Source organism: Mycobacterium hainanense, from assembly GCF_041890355.1.
Taxonomy (GTDB): Bacteria; Actinomycetota; Actinomycetes; order Mycobacteriales; family Mycobacteriaceae; genus Mycobacterium; species Mycobacterium hainanense.
This window is the reverse complement of the sequence record NZ_CP169059.1, coordinates 721,078-743,501: the sequence shown is the minus strand read 5'-3', so window position 1 is coordinate 743,501 and position 22,424 is coordinate 721,078. Positions and strand designations below refer to the sequence as shown.

At 66.9% G+C, this 22,424-nt stretch carries 23 protein-coding genes; 7 read left to right on the top strand and 16 right to left on the bottom strand.

Features of this window, described 5'->3' with window-relative positions; all coding sequences use genetic code 11:
* Window positions 1-31: 31 nt before the first annotated feature.
* The gene (locus ACEL92_RS03480; protein ID WP_374024254.1) at window positions 32-1,516 is read left to right on the top strand and encodes an amidase; all 1,485 of its coding nucleotides are present in this window, start codon (window positions 32-34) and stop codon (window positions 1,514-1,516) included.
* Here the strand turns inward: ACEL92_RS03480 and ACEL92_RS03475 are convergent, their stop codons facing one another.
* Together ACEL92_RS03475 and ACEL92_RS03470 are read right to left on the bottom strand one after the other, a co-directional pair.
* Window positions 1,517-1,696, bottom strand: coding sequence for a hypothetical protein (locus ACEL92_RS03475; RefSeq protein WP_374024253.1), 180 nt, complete (start codon window positions 1,694-1,696; stop codon window positions 1,517-1,519).
* Window positions 1,697-1,921: 225 nt separating this feature from the next.
* Window positions 1,922-2,554 (bottom strand): hypothetical protein, encoded by a 633-nt coding sequence (locus tag ACEL92_RS03470; RefSeq protein ID WP_374024252.1) that lies wholly within the window; start codon window positions 2,552-2,554, stop codon window positions 1,922-1,924.
* Between the two features lie 63 nt (window positions 2,555-2,617).
* Between ACEL92_RS03470 and ACEL92_RS03465 the strand changes: the two genes are divergently transcribed.
* Together ACEL92_RS03465 and ACEL92_RS03460 are read left to right on the top strand one after the other, a co-directional pair.
* On the top strand, window positions 2,618-2,890 hold the full coding sequence (locus ACEL92_RS03465; RefSeq protein ID WP_374026063.1) for a hypothetical protein: 273 nt from the start codon (window positions 2,618-2,620) through the stop codon (window positions 2,888-2,890).
* A 280-nt stretch (window positions 2,891-3,170) separates the two neighbouring features.
* Window positions 3,171-4,727, top strand: a complete 1,557-nt coding sequence (locus ACEL92_RS03460; protein ID WP_374024251.1) for an LCP family protein — start codon at window positions 3,171-3,173, stop codon at window positions 4,725-4,727.
* Window positions 4,728-4,767: 40 nt separating this feature from the next.
* Here ACEL92_RS03460 and ACEL92_RS03455 read toward each other — a convergent pair whose 3' ends face one another.
* Window positions 4,768-5,559, bottom strand: coding sequence for an SDR family NAD(P)-dependent oxidoreductase (locus tag ACEL92_RS03455; RefSeq protein ID WP_374024250.1), 792 nt, complete (start codon window positions 5,557-5,559; stop codon window positions 4,768-4,770).
* A gap of 79 nt (window positions 5,560-5,638) precedes the next feature.
* Between ACEL92_RS03455 and ACEL92_RS03450 the strand changes: the two genes are divergently transcribed.
* Window positions 5,639-6,532 (top strand): NAD(P)-dependent oxidoreductase, encoded by an 894-nt coding sequence (locus tag ACEL92_RS03450; RefSeq protein ID WP_374024249.1) that lies wholly within the window; start codon window positions 5,639-5,641, stop codon window positions 6,530-6,532.
* Here the strand turns inward: ACEL92_RS03450 and ACEL92_RS03445 are convergent.
* Complete coding sequence (locus tag ACEL92_RS03445; RefSeq protein WP_374024248.1) at window positions 6,515-7,345, bottom strand: SDR family oxidoreductase; 831 nt, start codon at window positions 7,343-7,345, stop codon at window positions 6,515-6,517. The two genes, ACEL92_RS03450 and ACEL92_RS03445, sit on opposite strands and share 18 nt — an antisense overlap.
* Before the next feature lie 118 nt (window positions 7,346-7,463).
* Window positions 7,464-8,387, bottom strand: coding sequence for an enoyl-CoA hydratase (locus ACEL92_RS03440; RefSeq protein ID WP_374024247.1), 924 nt, complete (start codon window positions 8,385-8,387; stop codon window positions 7,464-7,466).
* Between the two features lie 145 nt (window positions 8,388-8,532).
* Between ACEL92_RS03440 and ACEL92_RS03435 the strand changes: the two genes are divergently transcribed.
* From ACEL92_RS03435 to ACEL92_RS03425, 3 genes are all read left to right on the top strand, one after another.
* Window positions 8,533-8,697 (top strand): hypothetical protein, encoded by a 165-nt coding sequence (locus tag ACEL92_RS03435; RefSeq protein WP_102419489.1) that lies wholly within the window; start codon window positions 8,533-8,535, stop codon window positions 8,695-8,697.
* The gene (locus ACEL92_RS03430) at window positions 8,698-10,164 is read left to right on the top strand and encodes a trehalose-6-phosphate synthase (protein WP_374024246.1); all 1,467 of its coding nucleotides are present in this window, start codon (window positions 8,698-8,700) and stop codon (window positions 10,162-10,164) included.
* A gap of 83 nt (window positions 10,165-10,247) precedes the next feature.
* On the top strand, window positions 10,248-10,826 hold the full coding sequence (locus tag ACEL92_RS03425; RefSeq protein WP_374024245.1) for a hypothetical protein: 579 nt from the start codon (window positions 10,248-10,250) through the stop codon (window positions 10,824-10,826).
* Here the strand turns inward: ACEL92_RS03425 and ACEL92_RS03420 are convergent.
* The 11 genes from ACEL92_RS03420 to ACEL92_RS03370 form a co-directional block, all read right to left on the bottom strand.
* Complete coding sequence (locus tag ACEL92_RS03420) at window positions 10,823-11,314, bottom strand: mammalian cell entry protein (protein WP_374024244.1); 492 nt, start codon at window positions 11,312-11,314, stop codon at window positions 10,823-10,825. The genes ACEL92_RS03425 and ACEL92_RS03420 overlap by 4 nt on opposite strands.
* Complete coding sequence (locus tag ACEL92_RS03415; protein WP_374024243.1) at window positions 11,314-12,003, bottom strand: mammalian cell entry protein; 690 nt, start codon at window positions 12,001-12,003, stop codon at window positions 11,314-11,316. The genes ACEL92_RS03420 and ACEL92_RS03415 overlap by 1 nt, the downstream gene beginning before the upstream one ends.
* Window positions 12,003-13,727 (bottom strand): virulence factor Mce family protein, encoded by a 1,725-nt coding sequence (locus ACEL92_RS03410; protein ID WP_374024242.1) that lies wholly within the window; start codon window positions 13,725-13,727, stop codon window positions 12,003-12,005. Before ACEL92_RS03410 ends, ACEL92_RS03415 begins: the two co-directional genes overlap by 1 nt.
* Before the next feature lie 13 nt (window positions 13,728-13,740).
* Window positions 13,741-14,895, bottom strand: a complete 1,155-nt coding sequence (locus tag ACEL92_RS03405) for a virulence factor Mce family protein (protein ID WP_374024241.1) — start codon at window positions 14,893-14,895, stop codon at window positions 13,741-13,743.
* Window positions 14,896-16,332 carry a virulence factor Mce family protein gene (locus ACEL92_RS03400; RefSeq protein WP_374024240.1) on the bottom strand — a complete coding sequence of 479 codons (1,437 nt, stop codon included), beginning with the start codon at window positions 16,330-16,332 and terminating at the stop codon, window positions 14,896-14,898.
* A complete protein-coding gene (locus ACEL92_RS03395) occupies window positions 16,329-17,393 on the bottom strand; it encodes a virulence factor Mce family protein (protein ID WP_374024239.1) in 1,065 nt (354 codons plus the stop codon). Before ACEL92_RS03395 ends, ACEL92_RS03400 begins: the two co-directional genes overlap by 4 nt.
* Window positions 17,383-18,435, bottom strand: coding sequence for a virulence factor Mce family protein (locus ACEL92_RS03390; RefSeq protein ID WP_374024238.1), 1,053 nt, complete (start codon window positions 18,433-18,435; stop codon window positions 17,383-17,385). Before ACEL92_RS03390 ends, ACEL92_RS03395 begins: the two co-directional genes overlap by 11 nt.
* The gene (locus ACEL92_RS03385) at window positions 18,435-19,637 is read right to left on the bottom strand and encodes a virulence factor Mce family protein (protein ID WP_374024237.1); all 1,203 of its coding nucleotides are present in this window, start codon (window positions 19,635-19,637) and stop codon (window positions 18,435-18,437) included. Before ACEL92_RS03385 ends, ACEL92_RS03390 begins: the two co-directional genes overlap by 1 nt.
* A 19-nt stretch (window positions 19,638-19,656) precedes the next feature.
* Window positions 19,657-20,499, bottom strand: coding sequence for an MlaE family ABC transporter permease (locus ACEL92_RS03380; protein WP_374024236.1), 843 nt, complete (start codon window positions 20,497-20,499; stop codon window positions 19,657-19,659).
* A 7-nt stretch (window positions 20,500-20,506) separates the two neighbouring features.
* Complete coding sequence (locus ACEL92_RS03375; protein ID WP_374024235.1) at window positions 20,507-21,271, bottom strand: MlaE family ABC transporter permease; 765 nt, start codon at window positions 21,269-21,271, stop codon at window positions 20,507-20,509.
* A gap of 236 nt (window positions 21,272-21,507) precedes the next feature.
* Window positions 21,508-22,422 (bottom strand): 3-oxoacyl-ACP reductase, encoded by a 915-nt coding sequence (locus ACEL92_RS03370; protein WP_374024234.1) that lies wholly within the window; start codon window positions 22,420-22,422, stop codon window positions 21,508-21,510.
* Window positions 22,423-22,424: the final 2 nt, after the last annotated feature.

Here is a 22,424-nt window from a genome sequence, read left to right as displayed (position 1 = left end):
ACGATCAGCGGGGCGTCCAGAGGAGAAACCGATGAAGCTTGACGAGTACATGTCCCTCGACGCCACCGCGCTGGCCGAACTGGTAGCGGCCAAGCAGGTCACCGCGCCCGAACTTCTGGCGTTGGCTCGGCAGCGAGCGGACGCGGTCAATCCGCGGTTGAATGCGATCGTCCGCCGGCTGGACGATGTCGCGGACAGGCGAGCCGCCGATCCAGACCTGAGCGGGCCGTTCGCCGGGGTGCCCTTCGTGATCAAGGACCTCGCGCAGGAGTACCGCGGTTTTCCGACCTCGAGCGGTTCCCGGTCGCTGGCCAACGACGTTTCCGACCGGCACGCGTTGGTCACCCAGCGGTTCCTGGACGCCGGACTGGTGATTTTCGCGATGACCAACACCCCCGAGTTCGGCGCCAAGGGCGTGACGGAATCCGAATATTGGGGCCCGGCGCGCAACCCGTGGAACACCGCGCACACCCCCGGTGGCTCTTCGGGTGGGTCCGGGGCGGCGGTCGCGGCCGGGATCGTTCCGGCCGCGGGGGCCAACGACGGAGGCGGATCGATTCGCATCCCCGCCGCCTGCAACGGGCTCGTCGGCATCAAGCTCAGCCGGGGGCTGTCGCCCTACGGGCCACAAACGGGCGAGCCGATGTTCGGGATGGTGACCCAGGGCGTCGTTTCGCGCACCGTACGTGACAGCGCCGCGCTGTGCGACGCGATCGTCGGCCGTGATCCGCACGCAGCATACGAAGTCGCCCTTCCGCAAGGCCCTTTCGCCGATCACATCAAGCGTCGCCCGGACACGCTGCGGATCGGGTACTGCTGGTCCTCGGCGATCAACCCGCAGCCCGACCGGGAATCCGTTGCGGCGGTGGAACGGGCGGCGAGCCTTATGAGCGATCTAGGGCATTCGGTCGAGGAGGTGGCACCCCCGTACGACGACGCCGCCCTGGCCCGCGACTTCCTCACCATCTGGTTCGCGCAGCTCTATCACCACGTCGCGGACGCCAGGAAACGCACCAGCGCACGTGACCGCGATTTCGAGGCCGACACCTTGGCCGTGAGCGAACTCGCCAGGGCCACCGGGGTTTTGGCGCCGATCTTCGCGCTGGAAAATCGGAACGACCACATCCGCTCCCTGGCCACGTTCCATGAGAGCTTCGACTGCTTGTTAACCCCGACCTTGGCCACGCCGCCGCTGAGCGTCGGGGCCACGACGACGCCGCCCCTTCTGCAACGGGTGGCCCGGGCGGCGAGCAAGCTGCGCGCGGGAAAAGTCATGGCGCACAGCGGAATCCTCGATCAATTGATCCAGGAAAGCCTCGGCTGGGTGCCCTACACGCAGCTCGCGAACATCACCGGGCGCCCCGCGATCAGCGTTCCGCTGCATTGGACGGACGCCGGGCTCCCGCTCGGTGTGCAGTTGGTCGGACGGCTCGGCGCGGACGGTGAACTGCTGCGGTTGGCAGCCCAACTCGAAGAAGCGAGCCCGTGGGCTCACCGGTATCCGGCGCCGGCCTGACTAGCCCGACGTGTCGGGTCCGTCTCCCGGCGCACGATCGCCCCGCCACAGCCTGGCGAACCGCTTGGCCACGTCGCCAAGCCGGTTGCCCGACCGTTGGGAAGCCTTGATCCTGCCGAGAGCCTGTTTGCCTTCCGCGGCGTAGTCGTTGACGGTTTCGTCGCCTTCCTCAGCGCGCATCTTCAACCTCCAGTCCTAAGCTTTGTGTCTTCCGCCCCTGACGCTCGGGCGGTTCCGACGGCGTCAAACGTTCCGGCGGCTCGGCCGGTTTGAGCCGTTCAGGTGTTTCGGTCGGCGTGAACCGCTCGGGCGTCTCACTGGGTGTCCCACGCTCCGGCGGCTCGCTGGTGTCCAACATCGAGCCCTCCGTTCGAATCATGGAGGCCTACCCGCCGACTGGGGGAGTCAAAACGCGTGCGACCCGTCGTTCAGGACACCGGTTCCTTCCTGGCTTTGACCGGCATGGTGCTGGGCGGCAGTTTGAGCAGGTTGCCACGCAGACTTCCTCGCGCGGTGCGCACTGCCACCAGCAGCCACGTGAACAGGAGCCCGGCGGACGCAATGGCCGCGGCCACCTGGAACGCGGGCAGGTGGGTGTGGGGGAATGCTCACCGCGGTGAAGAGCCCACCCAGCGTGCCCCCGGTCCAGAGCACCCAATCCAGGTCGACCGCTACGCGCTCACCAATCAGGTCCCTTCCGACCAGCACCGCTCCCCCGCCGACCGTCATCAGCGCCATGGGCGCCGCGCCATAGAAGTGCGCCATCTGTGGGTTGCGCGCGTGGGTGCGCGCGACGGTGGGGTGCCGCAGCCAGTGACCGCCCACCAGGACGATCAACCCCACGAGCAGGACGGCCGCGATCACCCAGACCACTTGGGCGAATGCGCGCAACGCGACCACGTGGACTGGCAGGGTGGCGCCGGCGATGGCCACGATGCCGGTGCCCATCACCGAGGCGAACCAGTTTGGCCCGATGTTGCCCAGTACTTCGACCCGGGTCTGCGGCGACGGCGCGCCATCGGGGTTTGCGGTGGCCATAGCTGAGAAACCCTACTGCGCGTGGCCGAACCGGGCGGGCCTGCCGCTTAGACTCCAACGGTGATGCATCCGGCACCCACGGCGAAGCAAGGTTTGAACAAAGCCGCGGTGAGGCTCGGGCTAGCCGTGCTGGTGGTCCTCACCGTTCTGGCCGCACCCGTCAAACAACGATGCGGGGCGCCGGGCCTCTCGTGCGCGACGGCGGTGGACCCCCAAGGCAACATCCACTACTACTACGAGGTGGAGCCGCTGGGCGTGTACCTCGCCGAGGTCATGACCGGCAGGAACATCACCATCTTCTACGACTCCGGCGACGACCTCGTCAAAGCCGGCTAGCCCCCTCCTACCGGCTCGGTAACGACTTCGAGTCGGTTCGGGCGGGGGTGTGACCTAGTCGAGACCACCGCGCGACGCTCGGAACTGAAAGTGCTGCTCAGTCGCGGATCGGCGCCCGAAATCGACGTCCGGGCGGCCCGGGGCGGGCGGGCGCGGGGGCATTCTCGATTGGGGGCTTCACAGCAAGCTAACGCATACTTGACACCATGCCTGAAACGACGTCGCCGCAAACCGCCGGTGCGGTCCCTGGCGACGCGCTGGGTGTGGGCAGAGGTTTGTGATGGCTCGCTCGGGCGGCGCCCATCGCCGCCACCGAGCCGTCCGTCAGCCCTCCCGTTTCCGCAAAGGGCTGACGCGTACCCTGGGCGCGCTGATCTCGGTGGCGGCGGTCGGGCTGACCGGCGCGGGATACTACGTCGCCCACGGCGCCCTGGGCGGCATCACCGTTTCGAATGCCCTGCAGCCCGACGACCCGCGGTCCAGCGGCGACGACATGAACATCCTGTTGATCGGGCTGGACTCCCGCAAGGATCAGGACGGCAACGACCTGCCCTGGTCGATCTTGAAGCACCTGCACGCCGGCGATTCCGACGACGGCGGCTACAACACCAACACGCTGATCCTGGTGCACGTCAGCGCCGACAACAAAGTCGTCGCCTTCTCCATCCCCCGCGACGACTGGGTGCCGTTCAACGGGGTCCCCGGATACAACCACATCAAGATCAAGGAGGCGTACGGCCTCACCAAGCAGTACGTCGCGAACAAGCTCGCCAATCAGGGCACCAGTAGCCAAAAGGAACTCGAGACCAAGGGCCGCGAAGCCGGCCGGGCGGCGACGTTGCGCGCGGTGCGCAGCCTGACCGGTGTTCCGATCGACTACTTCGCCGAGGTCAACTTGGCCGGGTTCTACGACCTGGCCCAGACGCTCGGCGGGGTGGAGGTCTGCCTCAACCATCCCGTCTACGACTCCTACTCCGGCGCCGACTTCCCGGCGGGGCGGCAAACGTTGGACGCCTCCCAGGCCCTGTCCTTCGTCCGGCAACGCCACGGCCTGGAGAACGGGGACCTGGACCGCACCCATCGCCAGCAGGCGTTCATCTCCTCGGTGATGCAGGAGCTGCAGGCCGCGGGCACCTTCACCAACCTGGACAAGCTCAAGAGCCTGATGGCGGTGGCGCGTAAGGATGTGGTGCTGTCAGCCGGGTGGGACGAGGACATGATCCAGCGGCTGGGCTCGCTTGCCTCCAGCGGCAACGTCGAGTTTCGGACGCTGCCGGTGGTGCGCTACGACAACATCGACGGCCAGGACGTCAACATCATCGACCCGGCCGCGATCAAGGCCGAGGTGGCGACGGCCATCGGCGCCTCGCCCCCCACCACGACGCCCGCCACCACGGCCGCCAAGCCGAGCCCGTCGACCGTCGTCGACGTGATCAATGCCGGGAGCATGAGCGGCCTCGCGACCGAGGTGTCCCACGCGCTGCAGAACCACGGCTACACCACCGGTCAAACCCGCGACCGCAATTCGGGCGAACCCACCGCGAGCACGGTTGCCTACGGCGCGGGCGCCGAGACCGACGCGCGCAACGTGGCCAAGCTGTTGGGCCTCGACGCGCCCAGTCAGCCCGATCCCAATGTTGCGCCCGGGCACATCCGGGTGACGGTCGACACCAACTTTTCGGTGTCGACGGTGGACGACGGCACGACGGATGAAACGTCCAGCACCACGACGTCCAGCAAGGCCAAGCCGTATTACTACAACGGCACCACCACGACCTACCCGACGCCGGATCAGGGGAAGCCGATCGGTGGCGGCGGCGTGCCGTGCGTTAACTAGCAGCGATCGCAAGCGCGGCGAAGCCGGGCGCCGCGGTCGCTCACGCGTGGGTCCCACCGTCGATGCGGATTTCGGTTCCGGTGATGAACGCGCCGTCCTCGGACACCAGCATGGCGATCACCCCGGCGACCACGCCGGGATCGGCCATCCCGGTGCCGCTGGACTCGACCGTGGTCGGCAGGATCGGCATCAGCCTCGAAAAGAGCGCCCAGTCAGCGTCTTTCGGGATGTACCCGCCGGTCGCGTCGGTGATCCCCGACTTGATGCTGCCCGGTGCCACGCACACCGCACGCAGGCCGTCGCGCGCGTATTCGAGCGCCAGTGAATGGGTGAAGGCCTGGATTCCGCCCTTGCTCGCGGCGTATGCCGCCATGTACGGGTGAGCGAACGAGGCCGAGGTTGAACTGAAGTTGACGATCGCGCTGCGCGGGTTCGCCAGCAGCGTCGGAAGCGCTTCGCGGACAACGAGAAACGTGCCGGTCAGGTTGACACCGATGATCTGGTTCCAAAGATCCAGGCTGGTCTCATGGGTATGCGCCGCGCGCAGGATGCCGGCGGCGTTGACCAACGAATCCAGGCCGCCGAGCGTCTCTACGGCCAGGCACACCCCGTCGATCACCGAGTCCTCGTTGCCCACGTCCATCGGCAGGGTGGTGAGGCGGCCGGCGGTGGCGGCCTCGTCCGCCCGGGACCGGGTGGCCTCCAGTCCGGCCTCCGCGACGTCGGAGGCCGCCACGGTGGCCCCCTCCTCGAGCAGCCGCAACACGGTCGCCTGCCCGATGCCCGACGCGGCGCCGGTCACCAGGACCCGCTTGCCCTCGAGTCGCTTCATCTGCCGCTCCCGTCACTAGGCGTGCCCATCATCGTAGGGAGAGGGCCACGCCGCTCCCCGGAAAGGGCACAGTGGAGGCATGGACACCGGATTCATCGGCCTGGGGAAGATGGGCCAAGGCATGGCCACGAACCTCTTGCAGGCCGGCCACCGCGTCACGGTCTACAACCGCTCCCCCGAAAAGGCCGAAGCGCTGGTCCAGGCCGGCGCGTCCGCGGCGCACACCGTCGCCGACGCATGCCACGGCGAGGTCGTCTTCACGATGCTGGCCGACGACTCCGCCGTCGAGGACGTGGCCTTCGGCGACGGCGGCATCATCGCGTCGCTGGCACCGGACGCCACGCACGTCTCGTCGAGCACCATCAGCGTCGCCCTTTCGGAGCGCCTGGCCGCCGCGCACGCCGACGCCGGCCAGCGGTATGCCGCGGCGCCGGTGTTCGGCCGGCCCGAGGCGGCCGCGGCCGCAAAGCTTTTCGTGGTCGCGGCGGGCGAGCCGCGGGTCCTGCAGCCGTTGGCCCCGTTGTTCGACGCGATCGGGCAGCGCACCTTCGTGGTGTCCGAGCAGCCGCACACCGCCAACTTGGTGAAGCTGAGCGGCAACTTCCTGATCGCTTCGGTGATCGAGAGCCTCAGCGAAGCCGTCGCGCTGGTCGCCAAGGCCGGGGTGGACAGGCAGCAATACGTGGACATCCTCACGTCGACGTTGTTCTCCGCGCCCGCCTACCAGACCTACGGCGGGTTGATCGCGCGGCGGCAGTTCGAACCCGCCGGCTTCGCCGCCCAGCTGGGCCTCAAGGACGTTCGCCTGGCCCTGGCCGCCGCCGAGCAGCTGGAAGTGCCCCTGCCGGTGGCCAGCTTGCTGCGCGACCGCTTCCTCACGCTGGTGGCGACGGGCATCGGGCACCTGGACTGGTCTGCGCTCGCCACGCTCGCCGAACGGGACGCCGGGCTGGTGTCAGACGACCCCACGTAGCCCGTCGGCCCCGAACGCGGGTTTGAGCATCGCGGAATAGTCCGGGCCGCGGCGCAGCATCAGCCCCCCGTCCACGTTGATGACCTGCCCGGTGATGTAACAGGCGGCATCGCTGAGCAGGAACATCGCCAGGTTGGCGACGTCCTCGACCTCGCCGGGGCGGGGCAGCGGCGTGCACGCGCGGTAGTCCTCGCTCACCTCCGGCAGGGCGAACACCGGCGCCACCAGATCCGTGCGGATCAGGCCCGGCCGGATGCTGTTGACCCGCACCCAGGACGGGCCGAGCTCGTCGGCGGCCAACTGCATCATGTGGTCCACCGCCGACTTGCTGACCCCGTAAGCGCCGAACCAGCGGTGCGTGTTGCTGGCCGCGATCGACGAGATGCCGACGAACGAACCGCCGCCACCGCGAACCAGCTCGCGCGCGACGTGCTTGAGCACGTACATGGTGCCGTTGACGTTGAGGTCGACGGTGCGCCGCCAGGCTTCCGAGTCGATCTGGGTGATCGGCCCGATCGTCTCCGAGCCGCCCGCGCAATGCACCGCACCGTGTAGCTGACCGTGCCAGGCCGTCGCGGCATCCACCGCACGGGCCGCCTCCTCCTCGTTGGTGACGTCGGTCGGCTCGTAGCGGATCGAACCGCTGCCTTCAAGGGCCTCGATCTCGCTGACGGCCCCCGCCAGCCGGTCGGGGTTGCGGCCGACGATCATGACCGAGGCGCCCGCCGCGACCAGTCCGGCGGCCACGCCCTTGCCGATCCCACTGCCACCGCCGGTGACCAGATACGTCCGGTTTTCGAATGAAAGCTGCACGCGACGCCCTCTCGAACTGGAACAGGTTCTAGATATCGAACCACGCCGAAAACTCGCCGCGGCGACGGGTGCGCCCGCCTTCGGGCGACATCCGGGTGCTTTGGCGGATCGACGAAAGCTACGGCGTGTCGCGGCGCGCGACCTGCGTCGGCTTGGCGTTGCGCCAGTCCTCGACGTCGGGCGGCAGGCCGACCGCGTACCTGTTCTCGTTGTGGGCCGCCCAGTGCGCATGCCCTAGCTCGTGGATGTGGAACGCGTGCCGCAGCGCCTCGGTGAATCCCATGGCGTCGGAGGCCGCGTTGACCGAGTCCTTGACGAGCAGCGCCGCCATGGTGGGCCGATCGGCGATGCGCCGGGCGAATTCCAGTGTCTTGTCGGCCAACTCGTCGACGGGGAACACCTTGGAGACCATGCCGAGCCGGTAGGCCTCGTCGGCGTCCAGCGAGTCACCGGTCAACAGCAGCTCTTTGGCCTTGCGTGGCCCGAATTCCCAAGGGTGGGCGTAATATTCGACGCCCGGCATCCCCAACCGGACCGCGACGACGTCGCTGAACTTGGCGTTGTCGGCGGCCACGATCAGGTCGCACGCCCAGATCAGCATCAGGCCCGCGGAGATCGCATTGCCCTGCACCTGGGCGATGGTGATCTTGCGCAAGTCGCGCCAGCGGCAGGTGTTCTGGAAGAAGTAGTGCCACTCCTGCAGGTAGATCTTCTCCACGATCGGGTCCCGCGTCCCGCCGTTGATGCGGAAGCTCGGCAGCTGGCCGCGCTCGGCGATCGCCAGCTCGGAGCCCAGGTCGTGGCCCGCGGAGAAGTTGCGACCGCGCGCCGCCAGGATCACCACGCGCACGGTGTCGTCGGCCTCGGCGCGCAGAAACGCCTCGTCGAGTTGGATCAGCAGGCCGCGGCTTTGCGCGTTGTGCGCCTCGGGCCGGTTGAGCCAGATCCGCGCGATGCGGCCCTCGTCGAGGGTTTCATAGCTCACCAACTCGTCAGCTTCGGAGTTGCCCGTCTGGGAACCGGCTTGCTCTGAGAGTGTCATTCGGCCCACCTCACTCGTTGTCAGGTTCGACGTCGTTACACATTACGGCCAGTGTGTAAGTGCGCCCAGGTTGGGTGGGCGCTGGGCACTCCGAACATCAAGTCCTCGCCCACCTGCTCATCCTCCCATCACCTACAGTTAAGTCATGGCTACGAAATCCGACCCTGGCGAGATCGGCGACGTCGAACCGGTTGCCGACAGCACCGCCAGCCAGGCCAGGCGAGTCGTCGCGGCGTACGCGAACGACGCCGACGAGTGCCGCGTCTTCCTGTCCATGCTTGGCATTGGGCCCGCAAAACTCGACGCGTAGATGGCTCCCGGGGACGGGCACGACTCAACCTTCGGGGATTCCGACTTCGTGGTGGTCGCCAACCGGCTGCCGGTAGACCAGGAGCGGCTTCCCGACGGCACCCGGGCGTGGAAGCGCAGCCCCGGCGGCCTGGTGACCGCGCTGGAGCCGCTCCTGCGCCGCAGGCGGGGCGCGTGGGTCGGCTGGGCGGGCGTCGCCGAGGAAGAGACCGACTTCAACGACGAGCCCATCGTCCAGGAGGATCTGGAGCTGCGCCCGGTGCGGCTGAGCGCCGACGACATCGCGCAGTACTACGAGGGGTTCTCGAACGCCACGCTGTGGCCGCTGTACCACGACGTCATCGTCAAGCCGATCTACCACCGGGAATGGTGGGAACGGTACGTCGAGGTCAACCGGCGCTTCGCCGAAGCCACCTCCCGCGCCGCCGCGCGGGGCGCGACCGTCTGGGTGCAGGACTACCAGCTGCAACTGGTCCCCAAGATGCTGCGGCAGCTGCGGCCGGACCTGACCATCGGCTTCTTCCTGCACATCCCCTTTCCGCCGGTGGAGCTGTTCATGCAGTTGCCGTGGCGCACCGAGATCATCGAGGGCTTGCTCGGCGCCGACCTGGTGGGCTTCCACCTGGCCGGCGGCGCCCAGAACTTCCTGTTTCTGTCCCGGCGGTTGATCGGGGTCAACACCTCCCGCGGCTCGGTCGGCGTGCGATCGCGGTTCGGTGAGGTCGAACTCGGTTCGCGCGTCGTCCGGGTCGGCGCCTTCCCCATCTCGATCGATTCCGGCTCGCTCGACCAGGCCGCCCGCGACCGCGACGTCAGGCGCCGCGCCCGCGAGATCCGCGCCGAACTGGGCAACCCCCGCAAGGTGCTGCTCGGGGTCGACCGGCTCGACTACACCAAGGGCATCGATGTGCGGCTCAAGGCCTTTTCCGAGCTGCTCGCGGAGGGCCGCGCGAAGCGCGACGACACCGTGCTGATCCAGCTTGCGACGCCGAGCCGCGAACGCGTGGAGAGCTACCAGATCCTGCGCAACGACATCGAACGCCAGGTGGGCCACATCAACGGCGAATACGCGGAGGTCGGCCACCCGGTGGTGCACTACTTGCACCGCCCGGTCCCCCGGAGCGAGTTGATCGCCTTCTTCGTGGCCGCCGACGTCATGCTGGTCACGCCTTTGCGCGATGGCATGAACCTGGTGGCCAAGGAGTACGTCGCCTGCCGCAGCGACCTCGGCGGTGCGCTGGTGCTGTCCGAGTTCACCGGCGCGGCGGCCGAGCTCCGCCAGGCCTATCTGGTCAACCCGCACGACCTCGACGGTGTCAAGGACGCGATCGAAGCGGCGCTCAACCAGAACGCCGAGGAGGGCAGGCGCCGCATGCGGTCGATGCGGCGCCAGGTGCTGGCCCACGACGTGGACCGCTGGGCGCGGTCGTTCCTCGACGCGTTGGCGGATCCGCGCGACGCCGAGTGAGCGGCGCGAACACATGGTGTCGCCGCGCAAACGCTGTGATACTCGTTGGATCGGTGCAGGGACGGTCGGGAAGGGAGGGCATCGTGAAGCTTCGTCGGGGACTGGCCGCCGGTGCAGGCATCATCTCGGCAGTCGCCGTCGGCATCGCGCTGGAATCTGGTGACCCGGCCCACGCGGTGGGGCCGCCGCCGGATGGTAGCTACCACTACAACGAGGCGGGGGTGTCCGGGGTGACCTGGACGATCACGGCGTTGTGCGATCAGCCGTCCGGAACCCGAAACATGAACGACTACTCAGACCCCATCGTGTTTGCGATGAACTGCGCGCTGAACATCGTCAGCTCGACGGCCGAACAGATCAGCGCCGCGGACAAGTTGCAGAACTTCAGCGGCAGGGCCCGGATGGCCAGCATGTTGTGGACATTCAAAGTCGAGAAGTCAGATGGTGTTTCGTGTCCGGGCGGCGGCAGCGCGCCGTCCACCGATACCTATGCGTTCAGCGACGAGAACCTGAGCGGCACCCACACCAGCATGCATGGCGCCGTCTGTGGGCTGCAGCCGGGAATGACGAAGACGCCGTTCTCACTGGCCCTGGCCGGTCCGCCGCCCAGCCCGATCGAACGTTATCCGTTGTACTGCAACGGTATTGCGATGTGCTACTAGATCGGCGTGATGTAGGCGATCAGCCATTGCTTGCCGATCTTCTTGAAGTCCACTCGCAACCGGCTGCCGTCGTAGAGCGGCTGCCGTGTTTTGTCGGTCACCGTGCGGTTCATGTAGACCATCAGCGATGCCGATTCGCGTTTGGCGGACATGACGCCCACGCCCACGACGTTGGCCTGGACGACCACCTCACGCTTCTTGGCCTCCGGAATGATCTGCGCGTTGGCGCTTTTCCGGAATTCCTGGCGATAGTCCGGGGTAAGCAACGGATACGCGTCGCTGAGACTGCGTTCCACCGTCTGATAGTCGTAGGCGAAGACCTCCGGAATCTCCTTGGTGGCCAAGCCGGGCAGCACGGCCCGCGCCGCCTCCTCGCCGCGCGACTGCACCCGCCCCCAGTAGAACCAGCCGGCCGCCGCGGCCAACCCGACGAACACCACGATCATGAGGTAGCCCGCGACGACGAGCAGCCAGCGCCGCCACCGCATCAATTGCCCCCGTTGGGATACTTCAGGTCATAACCCGTCATCCGCCCCTGCTCGTCCTCGTGCACGATGACTCGCAGTCGATAAGGCATGGACGGCTTGTTCACGCCGTCGATGTCGGCCACGGTGACCCGAACCGACACCAGCACCGACGCGTTGTCGGTGACATTGTCGATACCCTCGAGTGCCGCGCCGTTGATGACGGCCTCCGACGTCGCGTTCGTGGAGCGGAATATGCCCTTGAGATTCTCGATGTTGTTGTTGGCGCCGAGCATCCCGCGCAGCGGTCCACTGGTGCCGTTGTAGAAGCGGTTCACGCTCTCGTCGATGTTGTCCTGCTTGTAGCTGAACATGTTGACCACCGTCTGCGTCGCGGTGTCGACGAACCGTTGATCGCGCGCCTGCTGTGCGTTGGCGTGGCGTTGCTGGACGACGAGCACGGCCAGGCAACCGGCCAGCGCGCCGATGGCCAACAGCGCGGCCGCCAGCGAGATCCATGCCACCAGCGACCGGTGCGACTGCCGCCGCGGTGGCGGCTTGAGGGACTTGAGGACCTTGACCGGCTTGGCCGGCGGCGCCGGCGGCGCATCGACCTGCACCGTCGCCGCCTCGGTCGACTCGGCTTTCGCGGGGCCTGCCGGGCGCGACGCCCGACGACGCGCACGCGCGGTGGCCGTTGGCTCGTCTGCCACTACATCGGCCTCGGATCAAGCATCAAGTCCACCCAATTCTCGGCGCTGGACGCGCCGCTAGCACCGGCCGCGAAAATACCAGTGCCGCCGGCGGGGTCCTTGAATGCGCCGGTCTTTTCGTCGTAGGTGGCATACGCCGGCCCGCTGGCCTGCGGTTGACCGCCGGGCGGCGGCCCCCACGGCTTCTCCGGTCCCGGGCCCGCCGGCGGCGGGTTGATCCCTTCCGGCGGGGCCGGCGGCGGCAGCCACTTGGGATACGGCAGCTGCGGCGGCACGGGCGGCACCCCGGGCGGCTGCCACGACGTGAAGGGCGGGGGCGGCCCGTTGTCGTTGGGCGGTGGGGGATCGAAGGCCGGTTGTTTGTTGGGCAACGGCCCCGGCCCGGGCACCACACCCGGTGGGGGCGGCCCGACGATGGGCGTCCCGGGGTCCGGCTCGGCGCCGGGCGGGATGTAGGGGAACTTGTTGGGGGGCAAGACGTTCAGCCCGTTGGTCACCGGGGTGTCGTACGGCACCGGCGGACCGCGCCAGGGGTTGCGGCCGATGGGCACATAGCCGTTGGGGTCGCGGCAGAGCTGCACGGTCGGCGCGCGCTTGCCCGGGAACTCCTGGCACGGGTAGTTGCGCGCGCCACGCACCGTGCTCGGGTCGTTCTGGGCGACCTTGCAGTACATGTCCCTGGGCAGCTCGCGCACCGTTTCGTCGGCCGGCGTGCGCATCAGCGGGGGCGGGAGGAAGCCGACGGCGCACGGCGGCGGGTCGTTCAAGTCGAGCTTGAAGTCGAGCTTGGCGCCCTCGTCCTGGGGCGCACCGCCGGCGGCCGTGGTGATCGCGGCGAACAACGCCGGCAGCACGACCAGCAGTTGCTCGATCGACTTGTGGTAGATGACGCCCACCCGGCCCAGATTGGCCAGACTGGCCGCCAACGCCGGGAACGACGGCCGGATACCGGAGAACGCCGTGCTGGCCTCGTCGGTCGCCCCCGGCGCGGTGGCCAGCGTCGAACGCAGCTCCGGGTCGGCCTGCCGCACCTCCGAGGTGAAGCGCGCCAGCCCGTCGGACAGCGACTTGATGTCGGCCCCGGCACGAATCTGCGCTTCCAGGAACGGGCCGGCCTGATCGATCAACTGCGACGCTTGCGGGTAATTGGCGTTCGCCTCGTCGACCAACAACCGGGCGGACTCGAACAGCCGCGCCAGCTCCGGTCCCGACCCGTTGGTCGCGGTGAACGTCTCGTGCAGCAACTCGCGCAGCCGGGTGTCGCCCAGGCTGTTGGTCAGCGCCTCCGCGCGCTTGAGCAGGTCGGCGACGTCCTGGCCGATCCGGGTGTTCTGCCGCTCGATGCGGAAGCCGTTGCGCAGTTTGGTCGTTGCCGGTGTGCCCGGTGGCACCAGGTCGATGTACTGCTCACCGACCGCCGACACGCTCTTGACGGTGGCGGTGACATTCGACGGGATGGGCGTGCCGCTGTTCAGCCGCATTCCGGCGGTGACGCCGTTGGGGTTGAGGCCCACCGACTCCACCCGGCCGACGGCGACTCCGCGATACGTCACGTTGGCGTTCTTGTACAGGCCGCCGCCGGCGATGAAATCGGCCGTTCCCGCATACGTTCCGAGCCCGAACGTCGACGGCAGTCGCAGGTAGAACACCGCCATCACGGTCAGCGTGATGGCCGTGATCACCGCGAAGATCCACAGCTGGATCCTGGTCAGTTTGTCGTGCATCGCGTCCGGCCCCCTACTGTCCTGAAGCCGTGCCGGGCGGAATCTTAAACGGGTCGGCCGCCTGTCCGGACAGGTTGGCCATCTCGCCGACCAAAAAGTCGGGCGGATTGAGGATCTCGTTCATGTGGGCCATGTTCGGGTCGAAATACGCCGTGGTGAAGAACGTTTCACCGAGCCGGCGCAGCGTGAGGTCGAAGGTGGTGAACACGTTGAGGTAGTCGCCGCGCACCGCGTTCTTGATGCCGAAGTTGGGGAACGGGAACGTCAGCAGGAGCTGCAGCGAGGTGACGAAGTTCTTCCGGTTGTCGTTGAGCGCCTTGGCGGCCGCGTACAGGTCCTTGAGGTCCGCGGCGAAGTCCACCTTGGTCTTGGCGAGTATCTGCGAGGTGACGTTCGCCAACTTGTGGAGCGCGGAGAACGCCTCGACGATGTGGTCGCGGTTCTTGTTGAGCACCCGGATCGCGTCGGGCAACGTGTCCAGCGCGCGGCCCAGGTTGTCCTTGTCACGGGCCAGGCTCGCCGAGAATCGGTTCAGGCCGTCGACCGCGTCGATGATGTCATTGACCTGCCGGTTGAGCCCGGCGGTCAGTTCCGCCAGCCGGGGCACCAGGTCGACGAATTGGTCTTGCCTGCCCGCGACGGCCTGATATGTCTCGTCGGTGATCTCTTCCAAGGCACCGACATTGCCCTTGTTCACCACCACACCCAGGGCCGACAGCACCTCTTCGGTGGTCGGGTAGCGGCCGGTGTTGGACTCGAAAATCTTGGATCCGTCCTTCAGTCGGCCGAGCGCCGGCTTGTCCTTCGGGCGCGCCAGGTCGACGTGCATCGAACCCAACAGCGACGTCTGCGCGATTGTCGCCGTCGAGTTGGCCGGCAGCACGACATTTTTGTCCAACGCCAATTTCACTGCCGCATAAAAGGAACCGTCCGGTCGCTGCACGGCCTGGATCCCGGAGACACTACCGACGGTGACGTCGTCGACCATGACCGGCGAGTTCTGCGGCAGCGTCGCCACGTCGGGCAGATCGACGGTGATCGAGTACGCGCCGCTGCCATGCCCGGCGGTGCCGGGCATCGACACCGAGTTCAACCCGTTGAACTGGCAACCGGCCAGCAGCGTGCCGCCCACCGCGAAAGCGCTGCAGCGCAACCACATTCGATTCATCTAGCCGCCCCCCTGGCCGCCCTGCGGCGGCGCCTGGTTCGGTGGCGGTCCGGGAAGGGGCCCGAAGGCGCTCCCGGGAGTGGGGCCGGGCGCGGGTCCGGCGTTGCCCAAGGCCGGGCGGGGGGCCGGGGCCGGCGCCGTCTGTGGTGCCGTCGGAACCAGCAAGGCCTGTAGGTCCGCCGGGTTCTGGGCGGCGGGAGGGGTCTTGACACCGTTGGCCGGGATCCAGGTCAGTTCCGGCACCGGAGTGGCTGACTTAGCCTGGGTTTGCGGGGTGTCATAGATGATCTGGCCCTTGTAGGCGGTGATGGTGTTGAGCGGGTGGAACATCAGAGGCGGGTAGTTCACGGTGAGCCGGCGCAGCACCGGGCCGAGCCGCTCACGGCAGAGCTCGGCGCGCCGGAAGTAGTCGGGAGCGCGCGGGCCGGCCGCCGTTTCGAAGGACCCACCGCAGATGAACTGCACCGGGTTGGCGAATTCCGGGATCGACAACAGCCCGTTGAGCGTGCCCTGCGCCGGGTCGTAGATGTTGTAGAAGTTCGCGATGCCCGGGCCGGCGACGTGCAGCACCTGCTCGATGTTGTCGCTCTGGTCGCTCAGCGTCTTGGCAAAGTCGTTGAGGTTGTTGACCGTATCGATGATGGTGGAGTTGTTCTCGTGCAGGAACCCCCGGATGTCGGACAGCGCCTTGTTGAGCGTGCCCAGGGTGGTGTCGAGGTGACGCGAGCTGTCGGCGAGCACCTGAGAGACCGAGGCGACGTTTCCGGCGAACTGCACGATCTGTTCGTTGCTGGCCGATAGCGCGTTGACCAGAATCTGGAGATTCTTGACCGTCCCGAAGATGTCGCTGCGCGAATCCCCCAGGCGCCCGGCGGCTTGCGAGAGTTCACGCAGGGCGTTGTGGAAGGACTCACCGTTGCCGTTGAACGTGTCCGCGGCCTGGTTGATCGCCCGGCCCAACGGACCTTGCATCGATCCGGTGGTGGGCCCGAGTTGCACGGCCAGTTTGGTCAGCGACTCTTTGACCTCGTCCCATTCCACCGGCACCCCGGTGCGATCCAGGCCGATGCTCCCGCCGTCGGGCAGCACCGCCCCGCCGGTGTAGGCCGGCGTCAGCTGAATGAAACGGGCCGACACCAGGTTCGGCGACATGATGATGGCCTGCGCGTCCTTCGGGATCTTGACGCCCTTGGACACCGACATGGTGATCTTGACGTCGGAGGGCCGCGGTTCGATCGTGTCGACCTGCCCCACCGGGACACCGAGAACGCGGACCTGGTCCCCCGGGTAGAGCCCGACCGCGGACGTGAAATAGCCGACGATGCTTCGCGTATTGCCGGTCGACGACAGCACGTACACGCCACCCACCAACACCGCGATGAGCGCGATGGCGGTGGTGTAGCGCAGCCCCCGGCTGCCGGCGAGGCGCTTGATCATGGCGACTTCGGCCTAATGATCCAGCGCTCTTGGATGAGGCCGCGCAGGTAGTCGGCGAGGCTGGCCGGCATCTTGCCCGGCTGGTAGAAGAAGTCGAACATCGTCGCGACCAGGGGCGCGGGGATCACACCGAAAACGTTGACGTTGAATCCCGGCCCGGACCCCACGACCTCGCCCAGCTCGGTGGCGTAGGTGGGTAGCCGTTTGAGGGCCTCGGTGATGTAGTCGCGGCGCTCGTTGAGGTTGCTCAGCACGTCGTTGAGCTTGCTCAATGCCGGGCCGAACTCCTTGCGGTTGTCGGCGACGAACCCCGAGATCTGCGCCGACAACCCCTGGATCCCCGAGATGAGCTGTCCGAGGGCTGCCCGGCGCTCGTCGAGCGCGGCGAACAACGCGTTGCCGTCGTCGACCAGCTTATTGACCTGGTCGGCCCGCTGGGACAGCACGCCGGTCACCGACTTCGCGTGCGCCAGAAGGCTTTGCAGCGCCTCGTCGCGGCGGTTCAGGGTGCGCGACAGCGTCGTCACACCGTCGAGTGCGCCGCGCAGCTGGGGGGTGGCGTCGTGCAGCGTGTCGGTCAACACGTTCAGCGCCTGCTCGAACTGGGGCTTGTTCAGGTTGTCGGCGTTCTGGCCCAGGTCCTCCAGCGCGCCGGCCAGGGTATACGGCGTGGTCGTGCGGCTGAGCGGGATCGTGGTCGCCTTGCCGCTGCCGGCCGGGGTCACCGCGATGGAACGCTCACCGAGGATGGTGTCGGTGCGGATGGCGGCCAGCGACTGATCACCAACGGCGACATGGCGATCCACGCTGAAACTGATCTTCGCGCTGTCTCCGGCGAGGCCGACCGAGGTCACCTTGCCCACCTTGAAGCCGGAAACGTACACGGAGTTGCCGGGGTTGATGCCACCGGCGTCGGAGAAATAGGCGTCGTAGATCTTGCCCTGGGGCCAGAACGGCAATCCCGCGTAACCGAAGGCGATGAGCACCACGCACACGACCAGGACCACCCCGAAGATGCCGGTGCGAAGCGGGTCGCGCTCATGCTTTTCGTTACTTGGCAAAAGAGCACCTCCCCTTGCTGGGATCCACCTGGCCGCCCAGCGGCAGCAGGATGTCGCTGCCGGCCGGGCCGTTGATCTTGATCGTCACGGAGCAGAAGTAGATGTTGAAGAACGACCCGTAGGAACCCAGGGCCGCCAGCCGCAGATAGTCCTCGCCCAACTGCTCGACGTCGTTGTCGACCTCGGCCTTGCGGTTGTCCAGTTCGGTCGCCAGCGGCCGGGTGTTCTCCAGGATGCCCTGCAGCGGCCGGCGTGAATTCTTCAGCAGCTCGGTCAAATCCGTCGTCGTCGACGCCAGCGGCGGGATGGCGCCCGCGATGTCGTCCTTGTTCTTGGCCAGCCCGCTGATCAGCTGCTGCAACTGGTCGACACTGGCCGAAAATTGGGCGCTGCGCTGATCGACCGTCTTGAGGACCGTGTTGAGGTTCTCGATGACGTCTCCGATGAGTTGGTCGCGCTGGCCCAGCGCCGAAGAGAACGCGCTGGTGTCGGCCAGCACGTTGGACAACGCGCCGCCCTGCCCCTGCAGCAGCTCGATGACGGCGCTGCTGATCGTGTTGACCTTGTCAGCGTCCAGCCCCTTGAGCACGGGCCGCAGCCCGCCCAGCAGCGCGTCGAGATCCAGCGCGGGCTGGGTGTGCTGGGTGTTGATCGTCCCGCCCGGCGGCAGCTTGCGCAGCTCCCCGGGACCGGAGGTGATCTCCAAATACCGGTCACCGACCAGGTTCTCGTAACGGATCACCGCGCGCGTGGAGGAATAGAGCGTATAGCGCTTGTCGATTCCGAACGCCACGTCGATGGTGTTGTCTTGGTTGAGCTTCACGCCGGACACGGCACCCACCGGAACACCGGCGATGCGCACCTTCTGGCCCGCCTTCAGGCGCGACACATCGGTGAACGTTGCGTGGTAGGTGCTTTCGGGGCCGAACCGGAAGTCTCCGAAGACCACCACAAGTCCCGCGGACACGAGCAGCATGGCCACCGCGAAGATGCTGACCTTGATCATCATCGAGCGGTGCGTCGGCATGGCCCCGGCCGGCATTAGAAGTCGTCCCGTTCCGCGAAGGCGCCGTGGAACAGGAACTGCAGCGTTGAGGGCGCGTCGAACTGCAGTTCCGTGAACGGCTCGTACGGGATGTTGGCGTTGTCGGTGACGAGGAACGGGGCGCGGTAGAACGACCCGCCGGTCTGCTTGGTCGGGATGTCCGGCAGCCCGCGGCAGTTGGGGCCTCCGGACGCATTGACGATGGGCAGGGACTCCGGGAAGGTGTACGCCGGCGCGCCGAGCACGAAGCTCGACGATGTGAAGAGGCCCGCCTTGCGGACACCGATCAGCGGGGCGAATTCCTTGATGCCGCGCTCGATGCCGGCGAACAGGCAGCCAAACTCCGGTGAATAGTCGGCGGCGACCTTCAGCGGGGCCCGCAGCCGGTTGATCGCGTCGATGAAGTTCTGTTCGGCCGGCGCCAACGTCTCGTAGGCGTTGTTGGCCAGACCGATCGTGGCCAACAACGTGTCGTTGAGATTGTTCTGCTGGTCGACGACGGTTTTGTTGATCGTCGGCAGGTTGTCGAAGACGGTGTTGAGATCCGGGGCGGCGTCGGCGTAGGTGTTGACCACCACAGCGGCCTTGCGGAAGTCCTCCTGCAGTGCCGGCAGCTTCGGGTTGGCTTGGCGCGTCAGCGTATTGAGGCCCGACAAGATGCCGCCGAAGTCGTCTCCGTGACCGCGCAGACCTTCGGACAGCGCGCTCAGCGTCCCGTTGAGTTCGACCGGGTCGATCTTGTGCAGCAGGTCGATCAGCGACTGGAACAGGGTGTTGACTTCCAGCTGCACCGCCGACGCCGCGACATGCGCGTTCGGGCGCAGCGACGTCGGCGAAGGATTCTGCGGCGGAAGGAATTCCACCGCCTTGGCACCGAAGATCGTGTTCCCCGCGATGTGCACCATCGCGTTGGAGGGGATGAAATGCATGTCGTCGCTGTTGATGCCGAGCGTCAACCGCGCCTGGTCGTCGGCGTAGTCGATTGCCTCGACCTTGCCGATCTGGATGCCGCGGTACTTCACCTTGGCGCCCTTCTCCATCACCAGCCCGGCCCGGGGCGCCGAGACCGTTACCGTGTCGATCGAGGCGAATGCCGCCGAGTAGGACAGGTAAGTGACAAGGGCGAACGCCACCAACAGGCTGGCAAGCACCGCGGCTGCCACCCGCACGGAGGTACGTCGCGTATCTGTTTCTGCCATATCCCTTTAAGCGGTCCTCTTACCCGGAGAGGTTGAAGTTACCGGACGCGCCGTAGACGGCGAGTGAGATGCACAAGGTGATGACGACAACGACGATCAGTGAGGTTCGCACGGCCTGGCCGACCGCGATGCCGACGCCGACCGGGCCGCCGCGCGCGTTGTAGCCGTAATAGGTATGGACCAGCATCACCGCGATGGACATCACGACCGCCTGCAGGAACGACCACAGCAGGTCCGACGGGATGAGGAACGTATTGAAATAGTGGTCATAGAGACCCTTCGACTGCCCGTTGATGTACACGGTCGTGAATCGGGCGGCGAAGAACGCGGCGAGTACCGACAGTGAATATAGCGGAATGATCGCGATGAGCCCGGCGATCAGCCGGGTGGACACCAGGTAGGACACCGATTCCACCGCCATGCATTCGACGGCGTCGATCTCCTCGGACACCCGCATGGCGCCCAGCTGCGCGGTGGCGCCGGCGCCGATGGTAGCCGCCAGCGCGATGCCGGCGATCACCGGAGCAACCACGCGGACATTGAGGAAGGCCGACAGAAATCCGGTCAGCGCTTCGATGCCGATGTTCCCCAGTGACGAGTAACCCTGCACCGCGATGACACCGCCAGAGGCCAGCGTCAGGAACGCGGCAACACCTACCGTGCCGCCGATCATGACGAGGGCCCCGGCGCCCATCGTCATTTCGGCGATCAGCCGAACCGTCTCTTTGCGGTATTTGGTGATCGCGTGGGGGATGTGACGAACCGTCTGGCCGTAGAACAAGGCCTGCTCACCGAAGTCGTCGACCGGCTCCTGCAGCCGGGAGGCGAGGGTGCGCAGCCGGTAGGTTACGTCGTAGCTCATCGAGTGCTCACTTCGCCGAAATCCGGACGCCGATGGCGGTCATCACCACGTTGATCACGAACAGACAGATGAACGCGTACACGACCGTCTCGTTGACGGCATTGCCGACGCCCTTGGGTCCGCCCTTCACGGTCAGACCGCGGTAACAGCCGACAAGCCCGGCCATCACGCCGAACAGCAACGCCTTGGCCTCGGCGAGAACCAGCTCGCGCAGCCCGGTCAACACCGTCAACCCGTTGATGAACGCACCCGGGTTGACGCCCTGCAGGAAGACGGAGAACACGTAGCCGCCGGAGAGGCCGATGGCGCACACCAGGCCGTTGAGCAGCAGGGCCACGACGGTGGACGCCAGCACCCGGGGCACGACGAGCCGCTGAATCGGATCGATGCCCAGCACCCGCATCGCGTCGATCTCTTCGCGGATGGTGCGCGCACCGAGGTCGGCGCAGATCGCGGTGGCACCCGCACCGGCCACGACGAGCACGGTCACCACCGGACCCAGCTGCGTGATGGTGCCGAACGCCGTTCCGGCGCCGGACAAGTCGGCGGCCCCGATCTCCCGCAGCAGGATGTTGAGCGTGAACGCCACCAACACGGTGAACGGGATGGACACCAGCAGCGTGGGGACGAGCGATACCCGCGCGATCATCCAGGTCTGTTCCAAGAACTCGCCCAGTTGGAACGGCCGGCGAAAAGTCTGCCGGCCGGTGTCGATCATCATTTCGAAGAACCCACCGACGGCGCGAGCGGGAACCGCAAGTTGTTCCCTCAACTTGGCTACCCCCTCGGCTGCTCACGGCGAAGTCTGGTCGTCGCCTTTAGCGGTGTCTTCCGTCGCATGCGGCTCGATTTGAGACGGATCATATTAACCCAGAACAATATAAGGGTGTCAATGAAAAGAATTTCTTTATCTCGAACGTTAATTACCCAGGTCAGACACCGTTACATTTTTGAAAATTGACACACGTTCTACCTGCTAATTCCCCCCCAGGAACTAATCTCACACGGTTATTGTTCCATCAGTGCGACCGCCGAAAAATTGCGCTCGGGATCCCGCCCAGCAAAGTAATTCTGCAGCGTCGCGCTCAGTTGCCCGGGCTCCCAGGCCGGTCCCTCTGCGCTGAATCGATGCTCCGCCGTCGGCGCGGCAACCAGAGTCACCTGCGGCCCGTACACGATGAACACCTGCCCATTGACTTCCGCGGCCGCCGGAGATGACAGGAACTTGACCAGGCTCACGACGTGCTCCGGCGACAGCGGGTCGATCCCGCCGGCCTCCACGTCCGGCGCCGCACCGAAGACGTCGGCCGTCATCGCAGTGCGGGCCCGAGGACAGATGGCGTTGGCGCACACGCCGTAGCGACCCAGCGCCCGCGCGGCCGTCAGGGTAAGCGAGATGATGCCGGCCTTGGCAGCCCCGTAGTTGGCCTGACCCACCGGGCCGACCAACCCCGCCTCGGACGCGGTGTTGACCAGGCGACCGAAGACAGTTCCACCCGTGTCCTTGGCCTTCGACCGCCAGTAGGTGGCGGCGTTGCGGGTCAGCAGGAAGTGGCCGCGCAGGTGCACCGCGATGACCAGATCCCACTCCTCGTCGGACATGTTGAACAGCATCCGGTCGCGCGTGATGCCCGCGTTGTTGACGACGATGTCGAGCCCCCCGAGACCGTCGGCCTGGGCGACCAACTCGTCGGCGGTTGCGCGTTGGCTGATGTCGCCGGCCACCGCGACGGCCTTGGAGCCGGCCGAGTTGATCTCGTCGATCACGTCGGAGGCGTCCAGGGCGGTGGCGATGTCGTTGACAACGACGGTCGCGCCCAGCCGGGCCAGGCCCAGTGCCTCCGCCCTACCCAGTCCCGCGGCGGCACCGGTCACCACCGCGACCTTCCCGGATAGATCGGTCGCGTTCGCGCTGCTAGTCAATT

Excerpts from the sequence above, each read along its gene's own strand:
- ACEL92_RS03480 (WP_374024254.1), top strand. The coding sequence starts at position 32 with ATGAAGCTTGACGAGTACATGTCCCTCGACGCCACCGCGCTGGCCGAA.
- ACEL92_RS03475 (WP_374024253.1), bottom strand. The coding sequence starts at position 1,696 with ATGCGCGCTGAGGAAGGCGACGAAACCGTCAACGACTACGCCGCGGAA.
- ACEL92_RS03470 (WP_374024252.1), bottom strand. The coding sequence starts at position 2,554 with ATGGCCACCGCAAACCCCGATGGCGCGCCGTCGCCGCAGACCCGGGTC.
- ACEL92_RS03465 (WP_374026063.1), top strand. The coding sequence starts at position 2,618 with ATGCATCCGGCACCCACGGCGAAGCAAGGTTTGAACAAAGCCGCGGTG.
- ACEL92_RS03460 (WP_374024251.1), top strand. The coding sequence starts at position 3,171 with ATGGCTCGCTCGGGCGGCGCCCATCGCCGCCACCGAGCCGTCCGTCAG.
- ACEL92_RS03455 (WP_374024250.1), bottom strand. The coding sequence starts at position 5,559 with ATGAAGCGACTCGAGGGCAAGCGGGTCCTGGTGACCGGCGCCGCGTCG.
- ACEL92_RS03450 (WP_374024249.1), top strand. The coding sequence starts at position 5,639 with ATGGACACCGGATTCATCGGCCTGGGGAAGATGGGCCAAGGCATGGCC.
- ACEL92_RS03440 (WP_374024247.1), bottom strand. The coding sequence starts at position 8,387 with ATGACACTCTCAGAGCAAGCCGGTTCCCAGACGGGCAACTCCGAAGCT.
- ACEL92_RS03435 (WP_102419489.1), top strand. The coding sequence starts at position 8,533 with ATGGCTACGAAATCCGACCCTGGCGAGATCGGCGACGTCGAACCGGTT.
- ACEL92_RS03430 (WP_374024246.1), top strand. The coding sequence starts at position 8,698 with ATGGCTCCCGGGGACGGGCACGACTCAACCTTCGGGGATTCCGACTTC.
- ACEL92_RS03420 (WP_374024244.1), bottom strand. The coding sequence starts at position 11,314 with ATGCGGTGGCGGCGCTGGCTGCTCGTCGTCGCGGGCTACCTCATGATC.
- ACEL92_RS03410 (WP_374024242.1), bottom strand. The coding sequence starts at position 13,727 with ATGCACGACAAACTGACCAGGATCCAGCTGTGGATCTTCGCGGTGATC.
- ACEL92_RS03405 (WP_374024241.1), bottom strand. The coding sequence starts at position 14,895 with ATGAATCGAATGTGGTTGCGCTGCAGCGCTTTCGCGGTGGGCGGCACG.
- ACEL92_RS03400 (WP_374024240.1), bottom strand. The coding sequence starts at position 16,332 with ATGATCAAGCGCCTCGCCGGCAGCCGGGGGCTGCGCTACACCACCGCC.
- ACEL92_RS03390 (WP_374024238.1), bottom strand. The coding sequence starts at position 18,435 with ATGCCGGCCGGGGCCATGCCGACGCACCGCTCGATGATGATCAAGGTC.
- ACEL92_RS03385 (WP_374024237.1), bottom strand. The coding sequence starts at position 19,637 with ATGGCAGAAACAGATACGCGACGTACCTCCGTGCGGGTGGCAGCCGCG.
- ACEL92_RS03380 (WP_374024236.1), bottom strand. The coding sequence starts at position 20,499 with ATGAGCTACGACGTAACCTACCGGCTGCGCACCCTCGCCTCCCGGCTG.